This window comes from Phyllobacterium zundukense, assembly GCF_002764115.1.
Classification (GTDB): Bacteria; Pseudomonadota; Alphaproteobacteria; order Rhizobiales; family Rhizobiaceae; genus Phyllobacterium; species Phyllobacterium zundukense.
On the sequence record NZ_CP017940.1, the window covers coordinates 1024169 to 1047876 of the forward strand.

Sequence of the window (23708 nt, forward strand, 5' to 3'; positions counted from 1 at the left end):
TGCTGATTCTCGTCGCTTGTGGTTTATGAACGCCCAACCGACGGTAAGATTGACTATGCCTAGAGCATGAGCCGCAAACGTGATATCGGGTTTGCGATCAATGCTCTTAAATTATTATGTGGGGCCGGAGACAGCATGGCGAATTGCAGAATGTCGATAAATACAGGGTTTGGCAACAAGGCCCGGATGGCCCTTCTGCTCGTTCCAATTGCCAGCGCTATAGCGATTTCCGGTTGCGCCTCGAAAGACGACGATCTCGATCTGAATGCCTATGTCGACACGATCGAACCTGCGGACGTTCTCTACAACCAGGCGCTTGCCAATCTGAATTCCGGGCGTCTCGATGAAGCCGCCAAGAAATTCGATGCCGTCGATCGCCAGCATCCCTATTCTGAATTTGCCCGCAAGTCGCTGGTGATGGGCGCATTCGCCAACTACCGCGCCGGCAAATATGACGATGCGCTTGCCATGACCAAGCGCTATATCGCGCTTTACCCGACGCAGGCTGAAGCAGCCTACGCCTATTACATCACCGGTCTTTGCTACTACCGCCAGATCCCGGACGTTACGCGCGAACAGAGCATGACGCGCCGTTCGATTGCCGCCTTCAACGAAGTGGTCGAGCGTTACCCGGATTCCGAATATGTCGAGGATTCCAAGGCCAAGATCCGTTTCGGCCGCGATCAGCTTGCCGGCAAGGAAATGCAGGTCGGCCGCTATTATCTTGAGCGCAAGGAATATCTGGCAGCCATCAAGCGCTTTCGCGGTGTCGTCGAACAATATTCCAACACGCGTCACGTTGAAGAAGCTTTGGCCCGCCTGGTCGAAGCCAACTACGCATTGGGCCTGACCAATGAGGCACAGGCGGCGGCGGCGGTGCTCGGCCAGAACTATCCTGATAGCCAATGGTACAAGGATAGCTACAAGCTTCTGCAGAGTGGCGGGCTTGAGCCGCGCGAAAGCGCCGGTTCATGGCTGTCCAAGGCCGCAACGGCCATCACTGGTGGCAAAGACGGCGTCTAATTTAAACACCTAACCTGAGCGATCATGCTTTCGCATCTGTCGATCCGCGATATTGTTCTGATTGAACGGCTCGACATCGAGTTTCGCGAAGGCTTGTCGGTACTGACCGGCGAGACCGGTGCCGGTAAATCCATCCTGCTCGATGCCTTGTCGCTTGCGCTTGGAGCACGCGGCGACGCCTCCCTCGTGCGCCACGGTGCAGAGCAGGGACAGGTTACGGCTGTCTTTGACGTGATGGGTAGCCACCCGGCGCGCACCCTGTTGCGCGAAAACGATATCGACGACGACGGCGACATCATCCTGCGCCGCGTCCAGACCGCCGATGGCCGCAGCCGCGTCTTCATCAACGACCAGGCGGCAAGCGTCACGCTGCTCAAGGAGCTTGGCCGCAGGCTCGTTGAAATCCACGGTCAGCATGACGACCGCGCCCTGATCGACATCGATATCCACCGCACATTGCTGGACGCGTTCGGCGCATTGGAAACCAAAGCTGCGCTTGTCCGGGCGCTGCACAAGACGTGGCGCGATACAGAGCACGCCCTGGTTCGTCACCGCGCCAAGGTGGAAGCGGCGACACGCGAGGCTGATTACCTGCGCGCCTCGGTCGAGGAGCTTGCCAAGCTCGATCCCGAACCGCAGGAAGAAGAGACGCTGGCAATCAAGCGCACGGACATGATGCGCTCGGAAAAGATCGCAGGCGATGTCAACGATGCTAACGAGGTCCTTTCCGGCAATGCGTCGCCCGTGCCCTCGCTCGCCAGTCTGGTTCGGAGGCTCGAGCGCAAGGTGCCGGAGGCACCGCAATTGCTGGAGCCTGTGGTCAAGGCGATTGATGAGGCACTGAATGCGCTGGCCGAAGCGCAGAATGGTATCGAACAGGCGATTCGCGCCATCGACTTCGACCCGCGTGTGCTCGAACAGACGGAAGAACGGCTGTTCGCGCTTCGTGCCGCCGCGCGGAAATACTCGGTTGCGGTCGATGATCTCCCCGCTCTGCGGGACCGCATGGACGCCGACCTTGCCGATATCGACGCCGGTGCAGAACGCCTTGCTGCATTGGAAAAGGAAGCCGTCGCGGCGCGCGAGACCTATGATCAGGCAGCTCTGGCGCTCTCAGTGGACCGCCGCGAAACCGCCGACCATCTGAAACAGGCTGTCATGGCCGAACTTCCCGCGCTGAAACTCGAACGGGCGGAATTCATTGTTGAGATGGCAACAGATCCGCAGAACCGCACATCCGATGGTATCGATACGGTCGAGTACTGGGTGCGGACCAATCCCGGCACCCGTGCCGGCCCCATGATGAAAGTCGCGTCCGGCGGCGAGCTTTCGCGTTTCCTGCTGGCGCTGAAAGTGGCGCTTGCCGATCGCGGCTCAGCCCCGACGCTGGTGTTCGATGAAATCGATACGGGCGTGGGTGGTGCCGTTGCCGATGCTATCGGCCAGCGGCTGCGGCGTCTCGCCGGGCAGGTGCAGGTGCTGTCGGTAACCCATGCGCCGCAGGTTGCGGCACGGGCGCAGACGCATTTTCTCATTGCCAAGGCGGCCGCCGGCAATGACCGTGTGGCGACATCGATCCGCGCCATGGAAACGGGCGACCGGCAGGAGGAAATCGCTCGCATGCTTGCCGGTGCGAGCGTTACCGACGAAGCACGCGCCGCGGCTGTGCGCCTGTTACGCGAAAACGCTGCTGCCGCTTCCTGAGCGACCGAGGCCCGTGAACGCGCGGTCTTGACGGCATTCCCGATGCCCTTTTGAAAAAGGCGTAGTAGCCAACTAAAATGGCCGCAACCAATGGCCCGACGTGCAGCCAGGCACTCGCCTCCGGCTTCACGCTAAGAACAAGAACGGGAGGCAGGATGATAAAAAGCCAGAACCAATAATTCACCAAGATGCTGGAATCGCTTTCTCTTCCGCCAAAGGATGGATAACGTTGAACAGATGACAATGAGCAACAATTAGACATTAGACATGGCAGACAATCCCGTAGAACACCTGAGCGAGGCGGAAGCCGCCGAGGAGCTTGGCCGTCTCGCAGCCGAGATTGCCCAGCACGACTACCGCTACAATACCGAAGATGCACCGATCATCTCGGATGCGGCGTACGATGCGCTGCGGCGGCGCAACCTCGCCATCGAGCAGCGCTTTCCACATTTGAGGCGCGAGGATTCGCCCTCGAACAAGGTGGGTGCCAGTGTCTCGGAAAAGTTCGGCAAGGTCACGCACGTCGTGCCGATGCTCTCACTGGACAATGCATTCCACGACAGTGACGTCGAGGATTTCGTCGGCCGTATCCGGCGATTTCTCAAACTTGCTTCGGATGCGAAGATCGGAATCACGGCAGAACCCAAGATCGACGGCCTGTCGCTTTCATTGCGCTATGAACTCGGACGGCTGGTAACGGCGGCGACGCGCGGCGATGGCACTACCGGCGAGAACGTCACGCTCAATGCTCGCACGGTCGCGAGCATCCCGAATGTGCTGAGTGACAGCCCGCCTGATGTGCTCGAGGTACGCGGCGAGGTCTATATGAGCCATGCGGATTTTGCCGCGCTCAATGAGCGGCAGGCCAAAGAGGGCAAACAAATATTCGCCAATCCGCGCAACGCGGCGGCGGGCTCGTTGCGCCAGCTCGACGCAACGATCACCGCCTCGCGACCGCTGCAATTCTTCGCCTACGCCTGGGGTGAGGTCAGCGAGATGCCGGCCTCGACGCAAATGGGCATGGTCGACGCGTTCAGATCCTATGGCTTCCGCGTCAATCCGCTGATGCAGCGTTTCGAAACGGTCGAAGCGCTGGTGAAGCATTATCACCAGATCGAGGAACAACGTGCCTTGCTCGGCTATGACATCGACGGGGTAGTCTACAAGGTCGATGACCTCGCGCTGCAACAGCGGCTCGGTTTCGTCTCGCGCAGTCCGCGCTGGGCGATTGCGCACAAATTCCCGGCCGAACAGGCAATGACGATCCTCAGGGGCATCGATATTCAGGTTGGCCGCACCGGCGCGCTGACGCCGGTGGCGCGTCTTGAGCCGGTCACGGTCGGTGGCGTCGTCGTTACCAACGTGACGCTGCATAATGAGGACTACATCAAGGGCATCGGACAGAATGACCAACCCATCCGCGAGGGCCGCGACCTGCGTGTTGGCGACACGGTCGTGGTGCAGCGCGCCGGCGATGTCATTCCGCAGATCGTCGACATCGTTGCGGACAAACCGCGCGGGCCATCGGCCTATGTCTTCCCGGACACATGCCCGGCCTGCGGTTCCCACGCGGTGCGCGAGGAAGGCGAGGCGGTGCGGCGCTGCACCGGCGGGTTGATCTGCCCGGCGCAGGCGGTGGAGCGCATCCGCCATTTCGTTTCGCGCAATGCCTTCGACATCGAGGGCCTTGGCGAGAAGCAGGTGGAATTCTTCTTCAAGTCCGAAGATCCGGCGCTGCATATAGGCACGCCCGCCGATATATTCACGTTGAAGAAACGCCAGGCCAACTCCTTGACCAAGCTCGAAAACATTGATGGTTTCGGTGCGACCTCGGTGAAGAAGCTTTATGAAGCGATCGACGACCGGCGCGAAGTTTCTTTGAGCCGTTTTATTTTCGCGCTTGGCATTCGTCACGTCGGCGAGGTCAACGCCAAGCGGCTGGCAAAGGCCTATCGCTCCTATGAAGCGCTTGCCAATGCTGCAATGGCGGCGGTGCCGCCCAAGGACAGGGCCGACAAGGGCAATGACGCATGGCGTGAGTTGAACGAGGTTGAAGGTATCGGCAGCATCGTCGCGGAGGCGCTGGTCGACTTCTATGCCGAGGAGCACAATCGTGAGGCACTTGCGGCGCTTCTGGCCGAGGTGACACCACTCGACGAGGAAGTAAAAACGGTCAGCGACTCGCCGGTGGTAGGCAAGACCATTGTCTTCACCGGTTCGCTTGAACGCATGTCGCGCGACGAGGCCAAGGCCATGGCTGAGCGCTACGGCGCCAAGACGGCTGGTTCCGTTTCGAAGAAAACCGATCTCGTGGTTGCCGGTCCTGGTGCGGGCTCGAAACTTACGCAGGCGCAAAGTCTTGGCATAGAGGTCATTGATGAGGACGCCTGGTTCACACTGGTGGGCGCATGAGCGAAGTAGTTTTCAAAGGCTTTGGCGACAAGGCGCTGCCTTTTCTCAAGGCGCTGGATTTCCACCAGAACCGCGAATGGTTCCTGGAAAACAAGGACCTGTTCGAGGCGCATCTTTATGAACCACTCGGCGATCTGGTTGAGGATCTGCTGGTGCGCTTCGAGAGGGCCGGCCTGCCGTTCCGGGGGGACCGGAAGAAATCGCAATTCCGCATCAAGCGTGATACGCGTTTTGCCAAGGACAAGAGCCCCTATAACCGGCACCTGTCTGCGCTGTTGTCGCCCGATGGCAACAAATGGGCGGAGAGTGGCTGCTTCTACGTCTGCATTGGCCTTGAGGAATATCGTGGCTGCTATGCTGCCGTCGCCTGGTGGCAGCAGAAACCGGAACTACTCCTTGCCATGCGCAAGGCCATTGTCGAGAAGCCGGAAAAATACCGTGCCATGGTCAAAGCCTTGGCAAAGAACGGGCTGGAGATCAAAGACAACGACTGCTTGAAGCGCACGCCGCGAGGTTTTGAAGCGGTGACAGACCCGGACCTGATCGAGGCACTGCGCAACCGGAACTTCGTCGTCCGCTTCCCTATCGATCCCGCCAGCATCACATCGCCAAAGCTTGCCGATGATCTCCTCGACTTTGCCGTGAGGGCAAAGCCATTGATTGACTGGGGCAGGGCGATTGAAGGGACGCTGGTAGTCTGATCGCAGCTACTCGAGCCATTCGGTGACGAAAACATCGTTGGCGTGGATATCGATCGTCTCGAGTGCGCCGGGTCCGAGGTTCTCGAATTTATGCGGTGTATTGGCCGGCGAGACGACGATCTGGCCCTCCTGGGCGTCGATGATTTCGCCGCCGACCGTGAAGCGGGCGTGGCCTTTGCGGATGATGAATGTCTCGGTGTAGGGATGTTTGTGTAGGCGCGGACCAGCGCCGATACGTTCCTGGCAATTGAAGATGATCGATACATTGGTGCCATAGGGCCTGCCGGTGACTTCTCCCTGCCAAAGCTCCGGATGATGCGCCCAGACGTCGCGATCGATGACATGCGCCATGGCTTTTCTCCCTTTGATGCTCCCGAACGCAACCTATCTACGGGTCATCGACGTGACAAGAAGGGCGAGGGCCGCGCCTCATTGCAGCAAGATTGATAGTATCGATCAACAAATCTCACGTGACAGCCCTGCGAACCTGGCCTAGAGCAGACCAATGGACGAACGAATATATCAACGAGAATCGGGCCCAGCCGACTCAACCGGCTCTGGGTCGCAATTCTGGGAAGGTTTTGCCAAAGGCTTGCCCATCATGGTTGCGTCGGCGCCATTCGGCCTGTTGTTCGGCGCGCTTGCCGTCGACAACGGGTTCAGCGTGTTCGAAGCCGTGCTGATGAGCGCGACTATCTTCGGCGGTGCAAGTCAGATGGTTGGTATCGAACTCTTCGGCCAAAAGATCCCGGCCTGGCTGATCGTTTTTTCCATTTTTGCGGTCAATTTCCGCCATGTGCTCTACTCGGCCGCAGTAGGGCGGCGCATCGGCCATTTCAAACCACTGCAGAGTGCTCTCAGCTATTTCCTTTTGACCGACCCGCAATATGCGGAAACCGAAAAGCGAGCGGAATCCGGGAAACCGGTGACCTTCATCTGGTACTTGGGCGTCGCCACGCCGATTTATGTGATGTGGGTGCTCGAAGCGTGGATCGGCGGTCTTTTCGGCAATCTCATCTCCGATCCGCACGCTCTTGGTATCGACATGCTGTTGCCGATCTATTTCCTCGGACTGGTCATGGGCTTTCGCAAGCGTGACAATTGGGCGCCGATCGTTATTGCCAGCGCGATTGCCTCGATCATTGCCTACAAGACGATCGGCTCGCCCTGGCACGTCAGCATCGGGGCTCTGGCCGGTATTCTGGTGGCGGTGATCGTCGCCAAGCCGGAAAAAGTACGAGGGGAACGCTAATATGTCGTCGATTTTCTGGATCACCATTGCCGGCGCCGTTCTGACGTTCATGACCCGTATTGGCGGTCATCTGGTGCTGTCGCGCTTCGAGCGCATCCATCCGCGTGTCGAAGTGGCGTTGAATGCGGTGCCGGCCGCAGTCTTGACGACGCTGGTCGCGCCCGCGGCTGCTACTGCCGATTGGCGCGGTCTGGTGGCGCTGGCCTTCGCCGGGGTGATTTCCCTGCGTTACAATGCGCTGACCATGTTTCTTGCCGGCGCAGCAATGATCATCCTGCTGCGCCAACTCGCCTGATTAGACAAAACTTGCTCTAGCCCTTGTGTTCGTGACCGAACGGCTCGGTCGCGGCTACAAGCCATTCGCGTGCCGGGCCATCCGTGTGCGGCAGCAGGGCCTCGCGAACGCGCGCGTGATAGGCATCGAGCCAGATCAGTTCTTCGCGTACCAGCAGGCTGGTGTCGATCAAACGCTTGTCGATGGGGCAGAGTGTGATGGTCTCAAAGCCCATCATTGGAATGTCTCCGCCTTCCGGCACTTCCGGTTCGGTGACGATCAGCAGGTTCTCCGTACGGATGCCATACCCGCCGGGACCGGGCTTGTAGTAGCCGGGTTCGTTGGAGAGGATCATGCCCGGCAGCAGTTCCTGCACGCCGCGCTTGGAGATGCTTTGCGGTCCTTCATGCACCGATAGGAACGAGCCGACGCCGTGGCCGGTCCCATGGCCGTAATCATAACCCTGCTTCCATAGCGCGATGCGGGCGAGAACATCGATATCCATGCCGCGCGTCCCCTTGGGGAAGCGCGCGGTCGTGATGGCGATCATGCCTTTCAGCACGAGCGTGAACTTGCGCTTCATGTCATCGGTCGGTTTGCCAACCGGCAATGTGCGGGTGATATCGGTGGTGCCATCGCGGTACTGGCCGCCGCTGTCGATCAGGTAAAGCTCGCCATCCTCCAATGTGCGGTTCGACGCTGTGCTGACGCGGTAATGGGCGAAGGCGCCATTCGGTCCTGCACCGGAAATGCTGTCGAAGGAGAGGTTTGCCAGCGGCATCTGGAAGCCCTCAGCCACCGTGCGGCGGGTTTCTTCGAGTTTGGTCGCTGCGATGATCTCATCAATGGTACCGGGTGCCTGTTCGTCGATCCACGAAAGGAAAGACACCATCGCCACGCCATCGCGCTCATGCGATTTGCGCGCGCCTTGAAGTTCGACGGCGTTCTTCACCGCACGCGGCAGACGCGCAGGATCGAGGCCATCGACGATCTTGCCACCAGCCTGTTCAATGATCAGGCGCAACTTGTCCGCCGCCAGCGCTGGATCGAGCATCACGGTCTTGCCTTCAGCGGCGAAAGCCGAAATGTCACCCTCCAACGCTGAGGGCGGGCGCAATGTCGACAGTTGCGTGAGATAAGCCTCCGTTTCGATCGGCAGCTTGCGCTTGTCGATGAAGAGCAGCGGTTCACCTGATGCGGGAAGCAGCGCGAAAGCCAATGGCAGAGGTGTGTTGCTGACGTCATTGCCGCGAATATTGAACGCCCAGGCAATCGACGAGGGATCCGTCAGAACGGTCGCATCGGCCTTGGCCTTGGCGACGGTCTCGGCCAGTTCGTGCAGCTTCTCGCTGGCAAGCTTGCCCGCATATTTCTCCGGCTGAATGGTGACGGCTTCGAGCGGTGGGGCAGGCTGATCGTCCCATATCATGTCCACCAGATTATCCTTGACCGCAACGAGACTGCCGCCATTTTTTTCAAGAGCCTCGCGCAGGGCCTTGGTCTCGCTGATGGTGTGCAGCCACGGGTCGAAGCCGATGGTGAATTTCTTTTCGGCATTGCGCAGCCACACGGGTGGCGGGGTATCGACGAGGCTTTCGATGGTGAAGATCTCTGCGTCCGTCTGCTCGGCGGCCTGCAATGTGTAGCGCCCGTCAACAAACAGGTACGCCTTGCTTTTCATGATCAGCGCAACGCCGGCCGAACCGGTGAACCCGGTCAGCCAGGCAAGGCGGCGGGCCCGTTCGGGCACATATTCGCCCTGGTGCTCATCGGCACGCGGCACGAGAAAACCGTCAAGGCCAAGGTTCTCGAGTTCAGCACGCAGCCTGGCAACGCGGGGCGCGGCGGTGGCTGGATTGCTTGTGACCTCAAACGACTGGAACATAATGACTGGAACCTCTGCTGTTAGAGGTCGAAACCTATCTCCCCGCCCTCGCGCGTGCAATGGAGGAGTGGACTTAGCAACGGGATTCTGCCGTTAAACACCGAGCAAAGCACGATTGCATTGCACAATTATTTCTTCGCATATGCACAATATACATGGCTGCCATGCAGGAACGTCGCTGGTTTGCGAACACCCAAATCAACTACCTTTTGCAATGGGAGGATCGGTTGCCACCATATGATCATGGAGATGAGAGATGGCATACAAGATCCGTGGTTTTTTCAAGACAGCGCTCGAAAATCTTATCGCCTACCGCACAGCCCAGATGCAAAGGTACGTCGTTCGTTCCATTGACGGGACGCGCGAGAGAACCAGGCACATCAACTACTACGTCTAGGCTGCCTTATGCGCCGCATTGGCTTTCAGGTGCAGCGTAACCCAGCCTTCGCGGCGTAGCGTTTTCTGATGGAACAGCCCCTGGACGCGGTAAGCGGCGAGAACCTTTTCGCGCTGTGTTTCCAGAATGCCTGAAAGGATGAGCGAACCGCCCCAGGCAAGATGTTTGCGCATCTCGGGTGCCAGCTGCATCAAGGGCCGAGCCAGAATATTGGCGACGATCAGATCGAACGGCGCGGCAAAGCGCATTGCCGGATGGTGAAACCCTGTCGCGGTTTCCGTCTGTACCCGTGCGGCAACGCCGTTCTTCACCACGTTTTCCTGCGCCACAGCAACGGCGATCGGATCGATGTCCGTCGCCAGGACGGGTATGGGGGCGAGCTTGGCAATGCCGATGGCGAGCACCGCACTGCCTGTACCGAGATCGAGCGCATTACGCGGATGTTCGCGCCGGATCACTTGGCCAATCATGTCGAGGCAGCCTGACGTGGTTCCGTGATGGCCAGTGCCGAAGGCTAGTCCCGCATCGATCTCGATGCCGAGATCGTTGATGCGGCGCTTGTCGCGGTCATGGGAGCCATGCACAAAGAACCGTCCGGCACGGACCGGCTTCAGCCCTTCCAGCGAATGTGCCACCCAATCGATGTCCGGTACCTGTTCGCGCTTGAGTTCCAGGCCAAAGGCGTCGCTGCCGAGCACATCCATGATGCGCGGCTCGATTTCGTCCGGCTCGAATGTATAAACGGAAACCTCGAATATCTCGCGATCCTCATCGATTTCGGAGGTCGAGATCGGCAGGCCATCTTCCTCGAAGGCGCGTTCGAGCATGGTGAACACGCGCTCGGCTTCGATCTTGCCGGCAGTGAGGAAAAGGCGGGTCTGGGTGGTCATCAGGAAACAGGCTTTCGGGTATACGGTCAGCTCTTGGCGAGACGTTTCAATTTCTCGACAGCCGTATCAGGATTTTCGCCATAGGCAATGGTACCGAAGAAACCGCCCTTGCTATCGAGCAGGAAAATCGAGGCGGTATGGTCCATGCTGTAGTCATTGCCTTCCCCGGGGACCTTGCGCGCATAGACGCTGTAGCCCTTGAGCATGGCGGCCATCTTGTCTGGATCGCCAGTGACGCCCATGATCCGGTCGGATACATTGCTGACATAGGTTTTTATTGTCGCAGTGTCATCGCGCTCGGGATCCACAGTGACGAAATAGGCGTTGATGTCCTTGCCTTCCGGGCCCAGCTTCTTGAGCCAGCCATCGAGCTCGAACAGGGTCGTCGGGCAAACATCCGGGCAATGGGTGAAGCCGAAGAAGATGGCTGAAGGCTTCTGGCGGAACGCTGCCTCGGTGATTGACTCACCGTTCATGGTCGTGAGCTGGAACGCGGTGCCGAATGGACCCTGATTTCCGCTTGCCGACTGGCGCGAAGACTGGAACGCGATCCATCCGGCTGCGGACGCAAGAAGCGCGATCGCCACGACCAAAAAAGGTATCAGACGTTTGTTCATGGATAGAAACTCTGGAGCCGCGGGGTGGCTACTACATGCACCACGCCAGGCCTGCATTGATGAGGGACAGGAAGATGGAATCGCCCTGGTTGAACCAGGCAGCGAAGGTCAGCCCGGATGCAATAGCGGCGCCGAGCGCAAACACTGCATAGAGCATCATTCTGGGTGCGCTGACGGGCGAAGACGTTTTCATGGCCTGAATATAGGATTTCGGCTCTATTTATGCAAAGCAAAGATAGGGTCTATTTAGCAGAGTCTATCGATGCATTTGCCAATCCGGCTCCCGCGCATTTCTGATCGAATAAGCGCCGCTAAACATTTCAAATCTTACATGTTATGCTGGACGGCATTGATGTCGGGGGAGGCGGAAATGAGAAAAATTGCTTTGGCGGTTGTTGCATCCGCGATTGCGCTTGGCGGCTGTGTCCCACCAAAAGTATCGGGAACGCCGATGGTTGCACCGGATTCGATCTACGAGGCGCCAGCCGTTACGATAACCGAAAAAGGCGTGGTCTTGAGGAAGGACAGTCAGGCCGCATATTGTCGTGGTGAAGTCGCGGGAATGTATGGGACGCGTCCACAGTACGTCAAAACCATGCCGCTGGTCGTTGGGGCCGATGGTTCGGTGACGATCGACGGAACCGTTAATAGAGGCAGCCAGGGGATCAAGAAGTTCCAGTGCCGGTATAGTGCGCGTGGCGCTTTGGTCGACGTAAATCTGCACAATTGACACGCGAACCAGTCGCGATGTCGTTGTCGCGCGAAGACGGCGCCGGGTGCGATCATTTGTCAAATTTTGCCCAAGGGCCACTTGAGGACCCTTCGAACGTTGTTTTCATTGGGTGAATTGTCATTCCATTACTTTTTATGCAAAACAATTGCCCAAGCAGCATTTGAGAAAAATCATGACCGACAATGACGATCCGCGCTTTCAGAACGACCAGCCACGCATTCATCCGAGCGCGCAATTGAAGGGTGTCAGGCTCGGCAAATATGCTGAGGTGGGTGAGCGCGTAATTCTGCGCGATGTGACAGCTGGCGATTTTACCTATTTCGAGCGTCACAGCGAGGGCATCTATGCCGATATCGGACGCTTCTGCTCGATCGCCGCGAATGTTCGCATCAACGCCCTTGAACATCCGATGGAACGGCTGACAACGCACAAGATCAGCTACCGGCCAAATGAGTTCTTTCGCTATCAGGGTATCGATAATGCCTTTCGCGCTCGCAGGCAGGCCAAGCGTGTCAGCATCGGCCATGATGTGTGGATCGGTCATGGTGCGGTTATCATGCCCGCCATCAAGGTCGGTCATGGTGCCGTTATTGGCGCCAATGCGGTGGTCACGAAGGATGTGGCGCCCTACATGATCGTCGCCGGAAACCCGGCCCGGCTGATCCGTCCTCGCTTCCCGGAGGAAATCGTTATCCGCTTGCTGCGGCTCGCGTGGTGGGATTGGCCAACGACAACCATTTTCGAGGTCATTCCCGATATCCAGTCACTCTGCATCGAGGATTTTCTGGCCAAATGGGAACGATAGCAGCCACATGGGTTCGGCTTGCAATCTTCCGGCATAGTATCCAACTGTGTCTGGCACAGTTCGCAACTTCAGGAGATTTTCGATGAAACGCACACTTGCTGCACTGGCCCTTCTGGGTGCCGCAATCCTGCCCGCTCAGGCGGAAGAGGTCGGCAAGGTCGGCGTCGACTGGTTCGGCAATGACATTGTCATCGATGCGGTCAGCGATCCGAAAGTGCAGGGCGTCACCTGCCATCTCGCCTCGTTTTCACGAGGCATGATCGACAGGCTGCAGAAGGGTAACTGGTTCGAGGATCCCTCCAACGCCTCCATTTCCTGCCAGCAGACCGGCCCGATCACGATTGACGACATCAAGCTCGGCGAGGACGGAGAGCGGGTTTTTTCCGAACGCACCAGCCTGATCTGGAAGAAACTCATCATCACGAGAATTTATGACAAGGCGAATAATACGCTCATCTATCTGGCCCACGCCAGCCAGGTCCAGGATGGTTCGGCCAAGACATCGATCTCGACCATCCCGCTTTTCTCTGGGAACGTGACCTGGGCAAAGGGCAAGCCGGAATAGTCTTGCCGAAATCCGTTTCCTGGATGCCGCCTGTTTTATTGGCGGCATTTCATACTAATGGCCAATAGTATTTTTGTTTTTCACAATGCAGAATAAATCAAACTTTTCAAAGGTTTGGTTATGAATTTTCGCATAAAGAATCATAAGCTCTGCGTTGGTTCGTCCAATGTGAATTTTGTGGGATCACCCAATATTGGCGGTGAACTGCGCCCCAAATTCCTGATTATTCACTACACGGCGAGCGGGCCGGATGCTGATATCGCCAAATACTTTGCGCAAAAGGCAGCCAATGTCTCAGCGCATCTCGTTGTCCGTCGCGACGGGTCTGTCGCCCAGTGCGTCCCGTTCAATGTTGTCGCCTGGCATGCGGGCAAGAGCCAGTGGATCGGCCAGGATGGCGCGCAGTACTCCGGCTTGAACAATCATGCGATTGGCATAGAAATCGAAAATTGGGGGCCGCTCAACAAGAGCGCAGGAAGCTGGATATCCTGGACAGGGGCCATGGTTGACGCCTTGAAGGTCATTGAAGCCCGCCATAAATTCGGCGTGCCCAATTGCGGCTGGGAAGTGTTCACGGCGGCCCAGATCGAGACAGTGATTGCCGTTGCACAGGCTATCTGCAGCGAATACCCCATCGAAGACATCATGGGTCATGACGATATTGCGCCCGGCCGAAAATCCGATCCGGGCCCCGGCTGGGACATGGAAGCGTTCAAGGCAAAGGTGAAAGGCGAAGCTGAAAGTGGCGGCGCTGTCATGGTGGTTCGCTCAAGCAGTGGTTTGAACATCCGCTCCGGTGCCGGCGCCTCTTTCCCCGTGGTCAGGCCGACGCCATTGTCCGATGGGACAAAAGTGCTGGTGCATGAAGCCAGCAGCAAATGGCGTTATGTCTCCGTGCTGACGGCAGCAGGACAACCGGATTTTTCTGGCTGGGTGCATGGCGATTGGTTGTTTGAAGGGTAGCATTTCGATCATTGTATTTTGGCTCTGAAAAATTTGTAGCAACATATCTACATTATGACTACGCGCGAGGTACCAACATGACAATCACAACCCTTTCGAGCCGTCAGTTCAATCAGGATACCAGTGGGGCAAAAAAAGCAGCAAAAGCAGGGCCCGTATTCATTACGGATCGCGGGCGGCCAGCGCATGTGTTGTTGACGTTCGACGACTATAAGAAAATCAGTGGTATGTGCACAAAAATTGCCGACTTACTGGCGATGCCAGGGGTCGAAGATATCGAACTTGAGATTCCTCAAAACCGCGATCTTGCGCAGTCGGCCGATTTTTTCCTGATGTATATCCTCGACACCAATGTCGTATCTGAATTGCGCAAAATTCGCAGTGGCAAGGCAAACTCTAACGTTGCGGCTTGGGCTGAAAGCGTCGATGCCGTCCACTTATACTTATCTGTGATAACGATCCAGGAATTGGAAATCGGGGTTTTGCTCGTTGAACGGCGTGATTCATCACAGGGTTCTATATTGCGGACCTGGCTAAACGATTTTGTCTTGCCGGCTTTTACCGGACGCATCCTGGTTATCGATACCGCTGTTGCCCAACGCAGCGCGCGTCTTCATGTGCCTGACCCACGCCCCGTTCGTGATGGCCTTATCGCTGCAACAGCAGTGGCGCACGGCATGATTGTTGAACGCGCAATGTATCTGCCTTTGAGCAGGCAGGCGTAACATCGCTCAATCCATGGGTTAATAACTGAGGCTTAGATGCCCTTGACGAAACTATCCAGCACCCGCTTTTGCCCGGCCTTGTCGAAATCGATCGTCAGCTTGTTGCCTTCAATCGACGAGACATTGCCATTGCCGAACTTGATGTGGAACACGCGGTCACCGACGTCGAAGTTCGAGGGCGTTTCGCTGACGGATTTTGCCACCAGTTCGCCATCGATGGTGCGGCCCTTGACCGAGCCACGACCGGCGCCATGGCCGGAATCCGTCTCGCCGTAACCGATGCGCTCGACGCGAGCGCCGGAGCGCGAGCCCCAATTGTTGCGTGTCGCGTCGGAGCGGTTCGCTTGGGCCCTTTGCCAGCCCGGCGTTGAATAGGTGTTCTCGAACGGATCCGCACGATCGAAACGCGACTGACCATAGCCACCACCGCCGCCATAACCGCCATAGGAATTGCCCGTTGCTACGACTTCCACATGCGCTTCCGGCAATTCTTCGAGGAAGCGTGAGGGGATGGTCGATTGCCAGAGACCATGGATGCGCCGGTTTGAGACGAACCAGATGTGCAGGTTCTTCTTGGCGCGCGTCAGGCCAACATAAGCGAGGCGGCGTTCTTCTTCGAGGCCGGATCGTCCGCCTTCATCGAGCGCACGTTGGTGTGGGAAGAGACCTTCTTCCCAGCCCGGCAGGAATACCGTCTCGAATTCAAGGCCCTTTGCCGAGTGCAGCGTCATGATGTTGACGGCGTCGAGATTTTCGTTCTGCTCGGCGTCCATGACCAGCGCGACATGTTCGAGGAAAGAGCGCAGGGACTCGTATTCCTCCATCGAGCGGATCAACTCTTTCAGGTTTTCCAGCCGGCCCGGCGCTTCGGCCGAGCGATCCGCCTGCCACATCGCCGTATAGCCGGATTCGTCGAGGATCTTTTCGGCGAGCTCCGTATGCGGCGTGGAATCGATCAAGGATTGCCAGCGCTTGAAGTTTTCCACGACTTCGCGCAAGGCCGAACGCGGCTTGGGCTTCAGTTCTTCCGTTTCGACGAGATCCGTGGCTGCATCGAGCATGCTGATATCGCGTGCCCTTGCATAATCATGTACCTGGCGGATCGCTGCCTCGCCAAGGCCGCGCTTCGGTGTGTTGATGATGCGCTCCAGCGCCAGATCGTCCGACCCTTGCGCAACGACGCGGAAATAGGCGAGCGCGTCGCGGATTTCGAGCCGCTCATAGAACCGCGGGCCGCCGACGACGCGATAGTTCAGGCCAAGCGTGACGAAGCGATCTTCGAATTCGCGCATCTGGAACGAGGCGCGCACCAGGATCGACATGTCATTGAGATTGTGGCCCTTGCGCTGTGCCTGCTCGATTTCCTCGCCGACAGCACGGGCTTCCTCTTCGGAATCCCAGGCAGCGTGCACATTGACCTTGGCATCTTCGGGGTTGGCGGCATCGGTGAACAGAGTTTTGCCGAGGCGGCCTTCATTGTGCGAGATGAGGAAGGAGGCGGTGCCGAGAATATGCGCCGTCGAGCGATAATTGCGCTCCAGGCGGATCACGACCGCGCCGGGAAAATCCTTCTCGAAGCGCAGGATATTGTCGACTTCCGCGCCGCGCCAGCCATAGATCGACTGATCGTCATCACCGACGCAGCAGACATTTTTCGAACCCTGCGCGATCAGGCGCAGCCACATATATTGCGCGGTGTTGGTGTCCTGGTACTCGTCGACAAGGATATAGCGGAACTTGGCGTGATATTCCTTCAACACGTCCGGATAGGCGCGGAACATGCGGATTGGATGGCAGAGAAGATCGCCGAAATCGCAGGCATTGAGTGTCTTCAGCCGGTTCTGGTAGGCAGTGTAGAGCTCGCGGCCCTTGCCATTTGCGAAGGAACGCGCGTCGCCCTCAGCGATTTCCGACGGGCCGAGCCCCTTGTTCTTCCAGCCGTCGATCATCAGCGCGAATTGCTTGGCAGGCCAGCGCTTGTCGTCCAGCCCTTCGGCCTGAATGATCTGCTTGATCAGGCGGATGACGTCATCCGTATCGAGAATGGTGAAATCGGACTTGAGACCGACCAGTTCCGCATGACGGCGCAACAGCTTGACGCCGATGGAGTGGAACGTACCGAGCCAGGGCATGCCTTCCACGGCACCGCCGACCAGAACGCCGATGCGTTCCTTCATCTCGCGCGCCGCCTTGTTGGTGAAGGTCACGGCGAGGATCTGGCTTGGATAGGCCTTGCCGAGCGACAGGATATGCGCGATGCGGGAGGTGAGAACGCGGGTCTTGCCCGTACCCGCACCTGCCAGAACCAGAACTGGCCCCTCGGTTGTTTCAACCGCAAGTCGTTGCTCTGGATTGAGGCCAGCCAGATAGGGCGGGGCACCACGCGCTTGCATGGCACGCGCGGCGATTCCCGAAGGCTGCCGAGGCACATCAGGTTCGTCGAAGAATGGAATATCGTCAGGCAATCCGGACATTTGACCCCAATGTAGTGATTCGGCACCGAAAAACCAGATAAATGCGATACAAAAAGAGAACGGCCAATCTTGGGCGGGCGTCTTTCCCCCGAAACTTGCAGTTGAAATATTCAATCGCCGATATTGCGTCGTCCTGTTTTAGGGCTTACCCATTTTGATTGGAGAAGACTCTTTGACTGGAGCAGACCCTGGCAACCGCCGGCGCGTTCGCAGCCCGCATGTCAGAACCATTCGATCCTGATTGAGCTTGGAAAAGGACTCCTACCCCATGGCAATCACTCTGACGGCTCTCATATTTTTCCTCATTGGTGCGGCGCTTGGTGTGGGTGGTGTCTGGCTCGCAATACTTGGTGGCAGCTGGTATTACATCCTTGCGGCGCTGGCCTTCCTGACTACGTCCGCTCTTCTCTTCCGCAAGCGCAGCTCGGCTTTGCTGGTCTATGCGATCCTGGTGATCGGTACGCTAGGCTGGGCAATCTGGGAAATCGGCTTCGACTGGTGGCAGCTTGCGCCGCGGGGCGGTGTCATCATGCTGCTCGGGCTGTGGCTGCTGACGCCATGGATCCGTGGTGGGCTTAATGAGGAAGAAGGGCGTTCGTTTTCAGCGTGGGGTCCGGCAATTCCGCTAGCTATCACGGTTCTCGCGGCGCTCGGCATTGCCGGCTATTCGATGACGCAGGATCCGCAGCAGATTGTCGGGGATCTCAGCAAGGAAGTCATTGTTGCGACGCCCGATCTCGGCGGCAACGTTCCGGAAAGCGACTGGCATCAATATGGTCGCACCCCCTACGGCCAGCGCTATTCGCCGCTGAAACAGATCACGCCGGAAAATGTCAGCTCGTTGCAAGTTGCCTGGCAGTACCAGACCGGCGACGTGAAGCTCCCCGACGATATCGGAGAAACCACTTACCAGGTGACGCCCCTGAAGGTGCGCGACACGCTCTATCTTTGCACGCCGCACAACTGGGCGATCGCGCTCGATGCGGCAACCGGCAAGGAAAAGTGGAAATATGATCCGAATGTCGGTCTCAACCCCGATCGCCAGCACCAGACATGCCGCGGCGTTTCCTACTACGCCGACCCGACAATGACTCCCGGCCAGCCTTGCGCGGAGCGGGTCTATCTGCCGACCTCCGATGCACGGCTGATTGCGCTCGACGCTGCCAATGGTCAGGTCTGCCCGTCCTTTGCCGACAAGGGCACGCTGCACCTGGAGAAGGGCATGCCCTATAACCCGGCGGGCTATTACTATTCAACTTCGCCGCCCGTTATTGCCGCAGGTAAGATCATCGTCGGCGGCGCAGTCAATGACAATTATTCAATCCATGAACAGTCGGGTGTCATCCGCGCCTTCGATATCAATACCGGTGCTCTGGTGTGGAACTGGGATTCAGGCAATCCCGATGTGACGACGCCGCTGCCGGAAGGGCAGACTTACACGCATAATTCACCCAACAGCTGGTCTGTCTCCAGTGCTGACGAAAAGCTCGGTCTGCTCTACGTGCCGCTTGGCAACCAGACACCGGACCAGCTCGGGGCAGGGCGCAGCGCCAATGTCGAAAAATTCTCGTCGTCGATCGTCGCGCTTGATCTGAACTCCGGCCAGGTGCGCTGGGTCCGCCAGACGGTTCACCACGACCTCTGGGATATGGATGTGCCTGCACAGCCAACCCTTGTCGATATCAACACGGCCACCGGCGCGGTTCCCGCACTGGTCGGACCGACCAAGCAAGGCGATATCTATGTCCTTAACCGGCGCACCGGCGAGCCGATCCTTCCAATCGAGGAGGTGCCGGCACCGACGGGCGCTATCGAAGGTGATTTCACTTCGCCGACCCAGCCGGTTTCGGGTTTGACCTTCATGCCAAAGCCGTTGACCGGCAAGGACATGTGGGGCGTTTCGATGTTCGATCAGCTGGCTTGCCGCATCGAGTTCCTCAAGCTGCGTTACGAGGGCCGCTATACGCCGCCGTCGCTCCAGGGATCGTTGATCTATCCGGGTAATTTTGGCGTGTTCAATTGGGGCAGCGTTGCAGTGGACCCGGCACGTCAGGTCATGTTCGGCATGCCGACCTATCTGGCGTTCACGTCAAGGCTTGTTCCTCGAGCCGATGTTCCCCCACCTGGCGCTAGCACAAAGGGCAGCGAACAGGGCCTCAATCGCAATGAGGGGGCACCCTATGCGGTCATCTTGGGACCGTTTGTGTCGCCGCTCGGACTACCTTGCCAGGCTCCGCCGTGGGGCTATGTGGCGGGAGCGGATCTGCGTACCGGCAAGATCACGTGGATGCATCGTAACGGAACCGTCCGCGATTCCTCGCCCTTGCCCTTGCCATTCAAAGTCGGCGTTCCCGGCATTGGCGGTCCGATGATCACCGCCGGCGGTGTCGCGTTCCTTGGCGCTGCCGTGGACGATTTTCTTCGCGCCTATGATGTAACGAGCGGTAAACAGCTGTGGGAAGCGCGCCTCCCTGCAGGCGGTCAGTCAACGCCGATGTCTTTCGCCTTGGCGGATGGCAAGCAATATGTGGTCATCGTCGCCGGTGGTCACGGCTCGGTCGGGACGAAACCCGGCGACTACGTGATCGCCTATACCTTACCGAAATAGGCATTGCAGAAAATCAGGAACCTCCCGGGCGTCGAGTCCGGGAGGTTTTTCTTGACTGCTATCGAGGAGCAGCCTTGGGGCCGCGAAGTGCAGGTCATTGATCCGTTCAGCAATCGCATTTCGTTCTGCGAGCAATGATGGAGCGCTGGCAGCGCCGGTTCACTCTAACGTTGCGGCAGTTTCAGTGGAGCCCCAGTTTTCACGGCGCGGATGGCGAAATTGGAGCGTATATCCGCGACACCGGGCAGCATGAGTAGTTTTTCCGTCAGAAACCGTTCATAGGCGCTGAGATCCTCGACGACCACCTCTGCAAGAAAATCCGCTGTCCCTGAGATCATGAAGCAAGCCGTTATTTCCGGAAGGGCAAGCAGCGCCGTATGCTGCGCCTCAGCATTCTCGCGGCTGTGCTGGCCAACTTTGATTTCCACGAACACAGTCAGACCGAGGCCGACCTCCTTGCGGTCGATGTCCACCCGGTAGCCACGGATGACACCGGATTTTTCCAGATTGCGGATACGGCGCAGACAGGGTGAGGGAGAGAGGTTGACCCGCTCGGCAATCTCCACATTCGTTGCCCTTGCATCCTCCTGAAGGGCTTCGAGGATGCCAATATCGAATTTATCCAAATTTGGCATAACCCACCTATATTTAGACTATAACTTCCCGAAAATTGCTGAAATCATACTTAGAGTGGCATCAACTTGCAAGGACATGCTCATGCCATCGGAGATATGTTTGTCTCGACCGAAAATCATTCGGGCAGATTTGAGAGGATACTCCGATGGTTGCTCTTGCTCAGGACTATAAGAAGTCAAATTCGCTCGGCGCAGGGTATGCCGGAGCGCTGGTCACCGTTTTCATCTGGGCCACATGGATCATTGCAACCCGTCACAGTAGCGGGACGCATCTCGGTACAATCGATCTCGGCCTTATCCGCTATGGCGTGCCGGCGCTGGTACTGGCTCCGATCTGGCTCAGGACCGGCCTTATCCCGCGTGATGTTCCGCTCGTCTTGCTGGCGATCATGGTCTGTGGTGCCGGCGCGGTATTCTTCCAGTTCACGACCTTCGCGATCCATTCGACGCCAGCCTCGGCCGTCGGCGTATTGCTAGGCGGCTTCATGCCGCTTGCTGCCACGCTGATCGGTGTCCTCCTTTTTGGTGAACGACCGGATCTTACCCGTTGCCTCGGCCTTGCGGCGATCATTGTCGGTCTTGCCATCCTGCTGGTGCTGGCGCTTGGCAATCACGCGATCTCCTGGATCAGCTTCGTCTTCCTCCCACTCGGTGCGCTGCTCTGGGCTGCCTATACCCATGCGTTCAAGCGTTCCGGCCTGACGGCCATGCAAGGCGGCGCACTGATTGCCGTCTGGTCATTCCTCATCCATGTTGGCCTTGCACTCGTCTTCGGTACGACGATCTTCGATGTTCCGCTGCCCGAGATCGGCTTGCAGTTCCTTAGCCAGGGCGTTCTGTCCGGATTGGCTGCTATGCTGGCCTATGGCATAGCCGTCCGCTCCCTTGGTGGCAGCCAGGCTGCGGCATTCAGTGCGCTGACACCGGTCCTTGCAGCCTTTGGCGGCGCATTCTTCCTTGACGAGCCGGTCGGTGTCTGGGAAATTGCCGCAGCAGGGATCACCGGACTTGGCGTTGCCCTTTCCACCGGTATCCTTTCGCATCGCCTCAAGGGATGATGCGAATGGTCAGCGCCTCGTCACCCCACGGGATCAAAGGAGGCAATGATGAACGAGCAGAAAATTACTCCGAAAATCACTCAGGCGATGGTCGAAGCCTATGATGAGTATACCCATCTGACACTTGATCGTCGCTCATTCATGGACAAACTGACCAAACTGGCCGGCTCCGGCGCTGCCGCCGCCATGATTGCACCGATGCTGGCGGCAAATTCGGCACAAGCTGCCATCATCGCAGCGGACGACAAGAGGCTTCGCACCAAGGACGTCGTTTACCCGGGACCGACGGGCGACATCAAAGGCTACAGGGCAAGCCCGGCCGAATCGTCCGGGAAACTTCCAGCGGTTATTGTCATTCATGAAAATCGCGGTTTGAACGATCATATTCGCGATGTTGCCCGGCGCATGGCGCTAGAAGGGTTTATTGCCCTCGCGCCCGATCTGCTGTCATCGGCAGGCGGGACCCCCTCCGACGAGGAAAAGGCGCGTGAAATGATCGGCGCGCTTGATTCAAAGACGGCGATCGCCGAGGGCGTGGCAATCATAGAATTTCTCAGGAATGACAAGGCAACCAATGGCAAGGTTGGCGCCGTAGGTTTCTGTTGGGGTGGCGGTATGGTCAATGACCTTGCCGTAAACGCCCCCGATCTCGGGGCAGGGGTGGCCTATTATGGCCGTCAGCCGAAGGCTGAGGATGTCGCGAAGATCAAAGCGCCATTGTTGTTGCAATATGCCGGACTGGATACACGGATCAACGCCGGCATCGATGCGTACAGGAAGGCACTCGAGGAAAACGAAAAGACGTTCGAGATTTTTGTCTACGAGGGTGCCAACCACGCTTTCAACAACGATACGTCGGCAGCCCGTTACGACAAGAAAGCAGCAGATCTCGCCTGGAGCCGGACTGTGGAGTTCTTCAAGAAAAACCTGAGCTAGATATCGACGTCGCGAAAACAAACAGAAACCAATTGCTTGCCGGATCGTCTGACGGCCACTACCTCTGTGCTGTAGAATGCGACAAGGAAAGCGCTGATGCGATTCGTTACCCTCCCTTTGAGCTTCGTGCTTTTTCTGCTGGCCAGTATATCGTCAAGCTTTGCACAAGAGACGGTTTTTCCTGGTGGTTCCGGTGTTGGCCTCGTGCCTCCCGCTGGCATGGCGGTGTCTTCCAGTTTCAGCGGGTTTGAAGATGCGGCGAAGGGTACTTCCATCGTTGTGACGGAGTTGCCGGTCGAAGCCTATGCGCCCATCGCCGCGAAGTTCAATCCGGAAGGTTTGCGCGAAACCGGGATAGAGGCCGCGGCGCCTCCCGAAGATTGGCCTGTCGAGGGTGCAGTCGTGTCGAAGCTCATTCGTGGCAGCCAGGTCGCGGCGGGCATCAAATACCGCAAATGGATCGTGCTGGTCGGGGCCAAATCCACGACGGCGATGGTTACGGTGCAGATTCCAGAGGGCGTCCAGGGCGGCCTATCGGACGCAGATGTCGAGAAGGCTTTGCACACCATCGCCGTGCGCACGCCGCCCGGTCTCGAAGAGCAGATTGCGGCGCTACCGTTCAAGGTAACCGATCAAGCCGGATTTCGGCCGGTACGTGTCATCGCCGGCGCAACCTATCTCCTCACCGAGGGCCCGAATGATGTGGCGACAAATTCCTTGCAGCCGGTGGTCGTTATTGCCTCAAACCTCAACACGGCGCCTGAACCCTCCGCGCGCATGGACTTCGCCAAACAGGCATTCGCCTCGCTGACAGGGATCAAGGACGTACGATCCGACAATGAAACCAGTTCGGAAGCCGATGGCGCCGAATGGGTCGAGATCGACGGCAGCGCCAAGGATGCGGCGAGCGGCGATGGGCTTTATGTCGCGCAGATCGCGCGATTTGAAACGAGCCGCTATGTCCGCGCAATCCTGATTGTACGCGACAGTGAAAAGGACAAATATTCCGAGCGTTTTCGCAAGCTAGCCAAGTCCATGACGATCAACTAAA

24 protein-coding genes and 1 pseudogene are annotated in these 23708 nt (G+C 58.0%); 18 read left to right on the forward strand and 7 right to left on the reverse strand.

What is annotated here, in order from left to right; all coding sequences use genetic code 11:
* Window positions 1-150: 150 nt before the first annotated feature.
* The 4 genes from BLM14_RS04940 (at window position 151) to BLM14_RS04955 (ending at window position 5840) form a co-directional block, all read left to right on the forward strand.
* Window positions 151-1023 carry an outer membrane protein assembly factor BamD gene (locus tag BLM14_RS04940; protein ID WP_099998360.1) on the forward strand — a complete coding sequence of 291 codons (873 nt, stop codon included), beginning with the start codon at window positions 151-153 and terminating at the stop codon, window positions 1021-1023.
* Between the two features lie 24 nt (window positions 1024-1047).
* Window positions 1048-2727, forward strand: coding sequence for a DNA repair protein RecN (recN, locus tag BLM14_RS04945; RefSeq protein WP_099998361.1), 1680 nt, complete (start codon window positions 1048-1050; stop codon window positions 2725-2727).
* A gap of 267 nt (window positions 2728-2994) precedes the next feature.
* A complete protein-coding gene (gene ligA, locus BLM14_RS04950) occupies window positions 2995-5139 on the forward strand; it encodes an NAD-dependent DNA ligase LigA (protein ID WP_099998362.1) in 2145 nt (714 codons plus the stop codon).
* Window positions 5136-5840, forward strand: coding sequence for a DUF2461 domain-containing protein (locus tag BLM14_RS04955; protein WP_099998363.1), 705 nt, complete (start codon window positions 5136-5138; stop codon window positions 5838-5840). Before ligA ends, BLM14_RS04955 begins: the two co-directional genes overlap by 4 nt.
* 6 nt (window positions 5841-5846) lie before the next feature.
* On the opposite strand, the gene BLM14_RS04960 is transcribed toward BLM14_RS04955, so the two are convergent.
* The gene (locus BLM14_RS04960) at window positions 5847-6191 is read right to left on the reverse strand and encodes a cupin domain-containing protein (RefSeq protein WP_099998364.1); all 345 of its coding nucleotides are present in this window, start codon (window positions 6189-6191) and stop codon (window positions 5847-5849) included.
* A 154-nt stretch (window positions 6192-6345) separates the two neighbouring features.
* On the opposite strand from BLM14_RS04960, the gene BLM14_RS04965 reads away from it, so the two are divergent.
* Both BLM14_RS04965 and BLM14_RS04970 read left to right on the forward strand, forming a co-directional pair.
* The gene (locus BLM14_RS04965) at window positions 6346-7092 is read left to right on the forward strand and encodes an AzlC family ABC transporter permease (protein WP_099998365.1); all 747 of its coding nucleotides are present in this window, start codon (window positions 6346-6348) and stop codon (window positions 7090-7092) included.
* A 1-nt stretch (window position 7093) separates the two neighbouring features.
* On the forward strand, window positions 7094-7387 hold the full coding sequence (locus BLM14_RS04970) for an AzlD family protein (RefSeq protein ID WP_099998366.1): 294 nt from the start codon (window positions 7094-7096) through the stop codon (window positions 7385-7387).
* Between the two features lie 16 nt (window positions 7388-7403).
* Here the strand turns inward: BLM14_RS04970 and BLM14_RS04975 are convergent, their stop codons facing one another.
* On the reverse strand, window positions 7404-9254 hold the full coding sequence (locus BLM14_RS04975) for an aminopeptidase P family protein (RefSeq protein WP_100001040.1): 1851 nt from the start codon (window positions 9252-9254) through the stop codon (window positions 7404-7406).
* A 253-nt stretch (window positions 9255-9507) separates the two neighbouring features.
* On the opposite strand from BLM14_RS04975, the gene BLM14_RS30875 reads away from it, so the two are divergent.
* Entirely contained in the window at window positions 9508-9648 is a 141-nt protein-coding gene (locus tag BLM14_RS30875) for a hypothetical protein (protein ID WP_157929474.1), read from the forward strand.
* Here BLM14_RS30875 and BLM14_RS04980 read toward each other — a convergent pair.
* The 3 genes from BLM14_RS04980 to BLM14_RS32415 are packed head-to-tail and all read right to left on the reverse strand — an operon-like array spanning window position 9645 to window position 11315.
* Window positions 9645-10538 (reverse strand): 50S ribosomal protein L11 methyltransferase, encoded by an 894-nt coding sequence (locus BLM14_RS04980; RefSeq protein ID WP_099998367.1) that lies wholly within the window; start codon window positions 10536-10538, stop codon window positions 9645-9647. The two genes, BLM14_RS30875 and BLM14_RS04980, sit on opposite strands and share 4 nt — an antisense overlap.
* A gap of 26 nt (window positions 10539-10564) precedes the next feature.
* The gene (locus BLM14_RS04985; protein ID WP_099998368.1) at window positions 10565-11155 is read right to left on the reverse strand and encodes an SCO family protein; all 591 of its coding nucleotides are present in this window, start codon (window positions 11153-11155) and stop codon (window positions 10565-10567) included.
* A gap of 31 nt (window positions 11156-11186) precedes the next feature.
* Window positions 11187-11315, reverse strand: a complete 129-nt coding sequence (locus tag BLM14_RS32415; RefSeq protein WP_099998369.1) for a hypothetical protein — start codon at window positions 11313-11315, stop codon at window positions 11187-11189.
* 210 nt (window positions 11316-11525) lie between these two features.
* Here BLM14_RS32415 and BLM14_RS04995 point away from each other — a divergent pair, with 210 nt between their 5' ends.
* From BLM14_RS04995 to BLM14_RS05015, 6 genes and pseudogenes are all read left to right on the forward strand, one after another.
* A complete protein-coding gene (locus tag BLM14_RS04995) occupies window positions 11526-11885 on the forward strand; it encodes a hypothetical protein (protein WP_099998370.1) in 360 nt (119 codons plus the stop codon).
* 175 nt (window positions 11886-12060) lie between these two features.
* Window positions 12061-12693 carry a DapH/DapD/GlmU-related protein gene (locus tag BLM14_RS05000; protein ID WP_099998371.1) on the forward strand — a complete coding sequence of 211 codons (633 nt, stop codon included), beginning with the start codon at window positions 12061-12063 and terminating at the stop codon, window positions 12691-12693.
* An 82-nt stretch (window positions 12694-12775) separates the two neighbouring features.
* The gene (locus BLM14_RS05005; protein WP_099998372.1) at window positions 12776-13258 is read left to right on the forward strand and encodes a CreA family protein; all 483 of its coding nucleotides are present in this window, start codon (window positions 12776-12778) and stop codon (window positions 13256-13258) included.
* 177 nt (window positions 13259-13435) lie between these two features.
* Window positions 13436-14221 carry an N-acetylmuramoyl-L-alanine amidase gene (locus BLM14_RS05010; protein WP_157929475.1) on the forward strand — a complete coding sequence of 262 codons (786 nt, stop codon included), beginning with the start codon at window positions 13436-13438 and terminating at the stop codon, window positions 14219-14221.
* Window positions 14222-14298: 77 nt separating this feature from the next.
* A pseudogene (locus BLM14_RS31500) lies at window positions 14299-14544 on the forward strand (type II toxin-antitoxin system prevent-host-death family antitoxin); the annotation flags it as partial.
* A 9-nt stretch (window positions 14545-14553) separates the two neighbouring features.
* Entirely contained in the window at window positions 14554-14946 is a 393-nt protein-coding gene (locus BLM14_RS05015) for a type II toxin-antitoxin system VapC family toxin (RefSeq protein WP_335672076.1), read from the forward strand.
* Window positions 14947-14978: 32 nt separating this feature from the next.
* Here the strand turns inward: BLM14_RS05015 and BLM14_RS05020 are convergent, their stop codons facing one another.
* Window positions 14979-17420 (reverse strand): ATP-dependent helicase, encoded by a 2442-nt coding sequence (locus BLM14_RS05020; protein ID WP_099998374.1) that lies wholly within the window; start codon window positions 17418-17420, stop codon window positions 14979-14981.
* A gap of 268 nt (window positions 17421-17688) precedes the next feature.
* Between BLM14_RS05020 and BLM14_RS05025 the strand changes: the two genes are divergently transcribed.
* Window positions 17689-20028: a glucose/quinate/shikimate family membrane-bound PQQ-dependent dehydrogenase gene (locus tag BLM14_RS05025; RefSeq protein WP_099998375.1), complete on the forward strand. Its 2340-nt coding sequence runs from the start codon at window positions 17689-17691 to the stop codon at window positions 20026-20028.
* Window positions 20029-20079: 51 nt separating this feature from the next.
* Window positions 20080-20166 carry a glyoxalase superfamily protein gene (locus tag BLM14_RS32625; protein WP_418314221.1) on the forward strand — a complete coding sequence of 29 codons (87 nt, stop codon included), beginning with the start codon at window positions 20080-20082 and terminating at the stop codon, window positions 20164-20166.
* Window positions 20167-20192: 26 nt separating this feature from the next.
* Here BLM14_RS32625 and BLM14_RS05030 read toward each other — a convergent pair whose 3' ends face one another.
* Window positions 20193-20663 carry an Lrp/AsnC family transcriptional regulator gene (locus tag BLM14_RS05030; protein WP_099998376.1) on the reverse strand — a complete coding sequence of 157 codons (471 nt, stop codon included), beginning with the start codon at window positions 20661-20663 and terminating at the stop codon, window positions 20193-20195.
* 146 nt (window positions 20664-20809) lie between these two features.
* Here BLM14_RS05030 and BLM14_RS05035 point away from each other — a divergent pair, with 146 nt between their 5' ends.
* From BLM14_RS05035 to BLM14_RS05045, 3 genes are all read left to right on the forward strand, one after another.
* The gene (locus BLM14_RS05035; RefSeq protein WP_099998377.1) at window positions 20810-21721 is read left to right on the forward strand and encodes a DMT family transporter; all 912 of its coding nucleotides are present in this window, start codon (window positions 20810-20812) and stop codon (window positions 21719-21721) included.
* 48 nt (window positions 21722-21769) lie between these two features.
* The gene (locus BLM14_RS05040; RefSeq protein ID WP_099998378.1) at window positions 21770-22657 is read left to right on the forward strand and encodes a dienelactone hydrolase family protein; all 888 of its coding nucleotides are present in this window, start codon (window positions 21770-21772) and stop codon (window positions 22655-22657) included.
* A gap of 96 nt (window positions 22658-22753) precedes the next feature.
* A complete protein-coding gene (locus BLM14_RS05045) occupies window positions 22754-23707 on the forward strand; it encodes a hypothetical protein (RefSeq protein ID WP_099998379.1) in 954 nt (317 codons plus the stop codon).
* Window position 23708 lies beyond the last annotated feature (1 nt).

Bases quoted from the DNA above. Each gene is read 5' to 3' on its own strand.
- BLM14_RS30875 (WP_157929474.1), top strand. From the start codon at position 9,508: ATGGCATACAAGATCCGTGGTTTTTTCAAGACAGCGCTCGAAAATCTT.
- BLM14_RS05035 (WP_099998377.1), top strand. From the start codon at position 20,810: ATGGTTGCTCTTGCTCAGGACTATAAGAAGTCAAATTCGCTCGGCGCA.
- BLM14_RS05005 (WP_099998372.1), top strand. From the start codon at position 12,776: ATGAAACGCACACTTGCTGCACTGGCCCTTCTGGGTGCCGCAATCCTG.
- BLM14_RS05020 (WP_099998374.1), bottom strand. From the start codon at position 17,420: ATGTCCGGATTGCCTGACGATATTCCATTCTTCGACGAACCTGATGTG.
- recN (WP_099998361.1), top strand. From the start codon at position 1,048: ATGCTTTCGCATCTGTCGATCCGCGATATTGTTCTGATTGAACGGCTC.
- BLM14_RS05000 (WP_099998371.1), top strand. From the start codon at position 12,061: ATGACCGACAATGACGATCCGCGCTTTCAGAACGACCAGCCACGCATT.
- BLM14_RS04985 (WP_099998368.1), bottom strand. From the start codon at position 11,155: ATGAACAAACGTCTGATACCTTTTTTGGTCGTGGCGATCGCGCTTCTT.
- BLM14_RS04965 (WP_099998365.1), top strand. From the start codon at position 6,346: ATGGACGAACGAATATATCAACGAGAATCGGGCCCAGCCGACTCAACC.
- BLM14_RS04940 (WP_099998360.1), top strand. From the start codon at position 151: ATGTCGATAAATACAGGGTTTGGCAACAAGGCCCGGATGGCCCTTCTG.
- BLM14_RS04970 (WP_099998366.1), top strand. From the start codon at position 7,094: ATGTCGTCGATTTTCTGGATCACCATTGCCGGCGCCGTTCTGACGTTC.
- BLM14_RS05030 (WP_099998376.1), bottom strand. From the start codon at position 20,663: ATGCCAAATTTGGATAAATTCGATATTGGCATCCTCGAAGCCCTTCAG.
- BLM14_RS05045 (WP_099998379.1), top strand. From the start codon at position 22,754: ATGCGATTCGTTACCCTCCCTTTGAGCTTCGTGCTTTTTCTGCTGGCC.
- BLM14_RS05015 (WP_335672076.1), top strand. From the start codon at position 14,554: ATGTATATCCTCGACACCAATGTCGTATCTGAATTGCGCAAAATTCGC.
- BLM14_RS32415 (WP_099998369.1), bottom strand. From the start codon at position 11,315: ATGATGCTCTATGCAGTGTTTGCGCTCGGCGCCGCTATTGCATCCGGG.
- BLM14_RS04955 (WP_099998363.1), top strand. From the start codon at position 5,136: ATGAGCGAAGTAGTTTTCAAAGGCTTTGGCGACAAGGCGCTGCCTTTT.
- BLM14_RS05025 (WP_099998375.1), top strand. From the start codon at position 17,689: ATGGCAATCACTCTGACGGCTCTCATATTTTTCCTCATTGGTGCGGCG.
- ligA (WP_099998362.1), top strand. From the start codon at position 2,995: ATGGCAGACAATCCCGTAGAACACCTGAGCGAGGCGGAAGCCGCCGAG.
- BLM14_RS04995 (WP_099998370.1), top strand. From the start codon at position 11,526: ATGAGAAAAATTGCTTTGGCGGTTGTTGCATCCGCGATTGCGCTTGGC.
- BLM14_RS04980 (WP_099998367.1), bottom strand. From the start codon at position 10,538: ATGACCACCCAGACCCGCCTTTTCCTCACTGCCGGCAAGATCGAAGCC.
- BLM14_RS04960 (WP_099998364.1), bottom strand. From the start codon at position 6,191: ATGGCGCATGTCATCGATCGCGACGTCTGGGCGCATCATCCGGAGCTT.
- BLM14_RS05040 (WP_099998378.1), top strand. From the start codon at position 21,770: ATGAACGAGCAGAAAATTACTCCGAAAATCACTCAGGCGATGGTCGAA.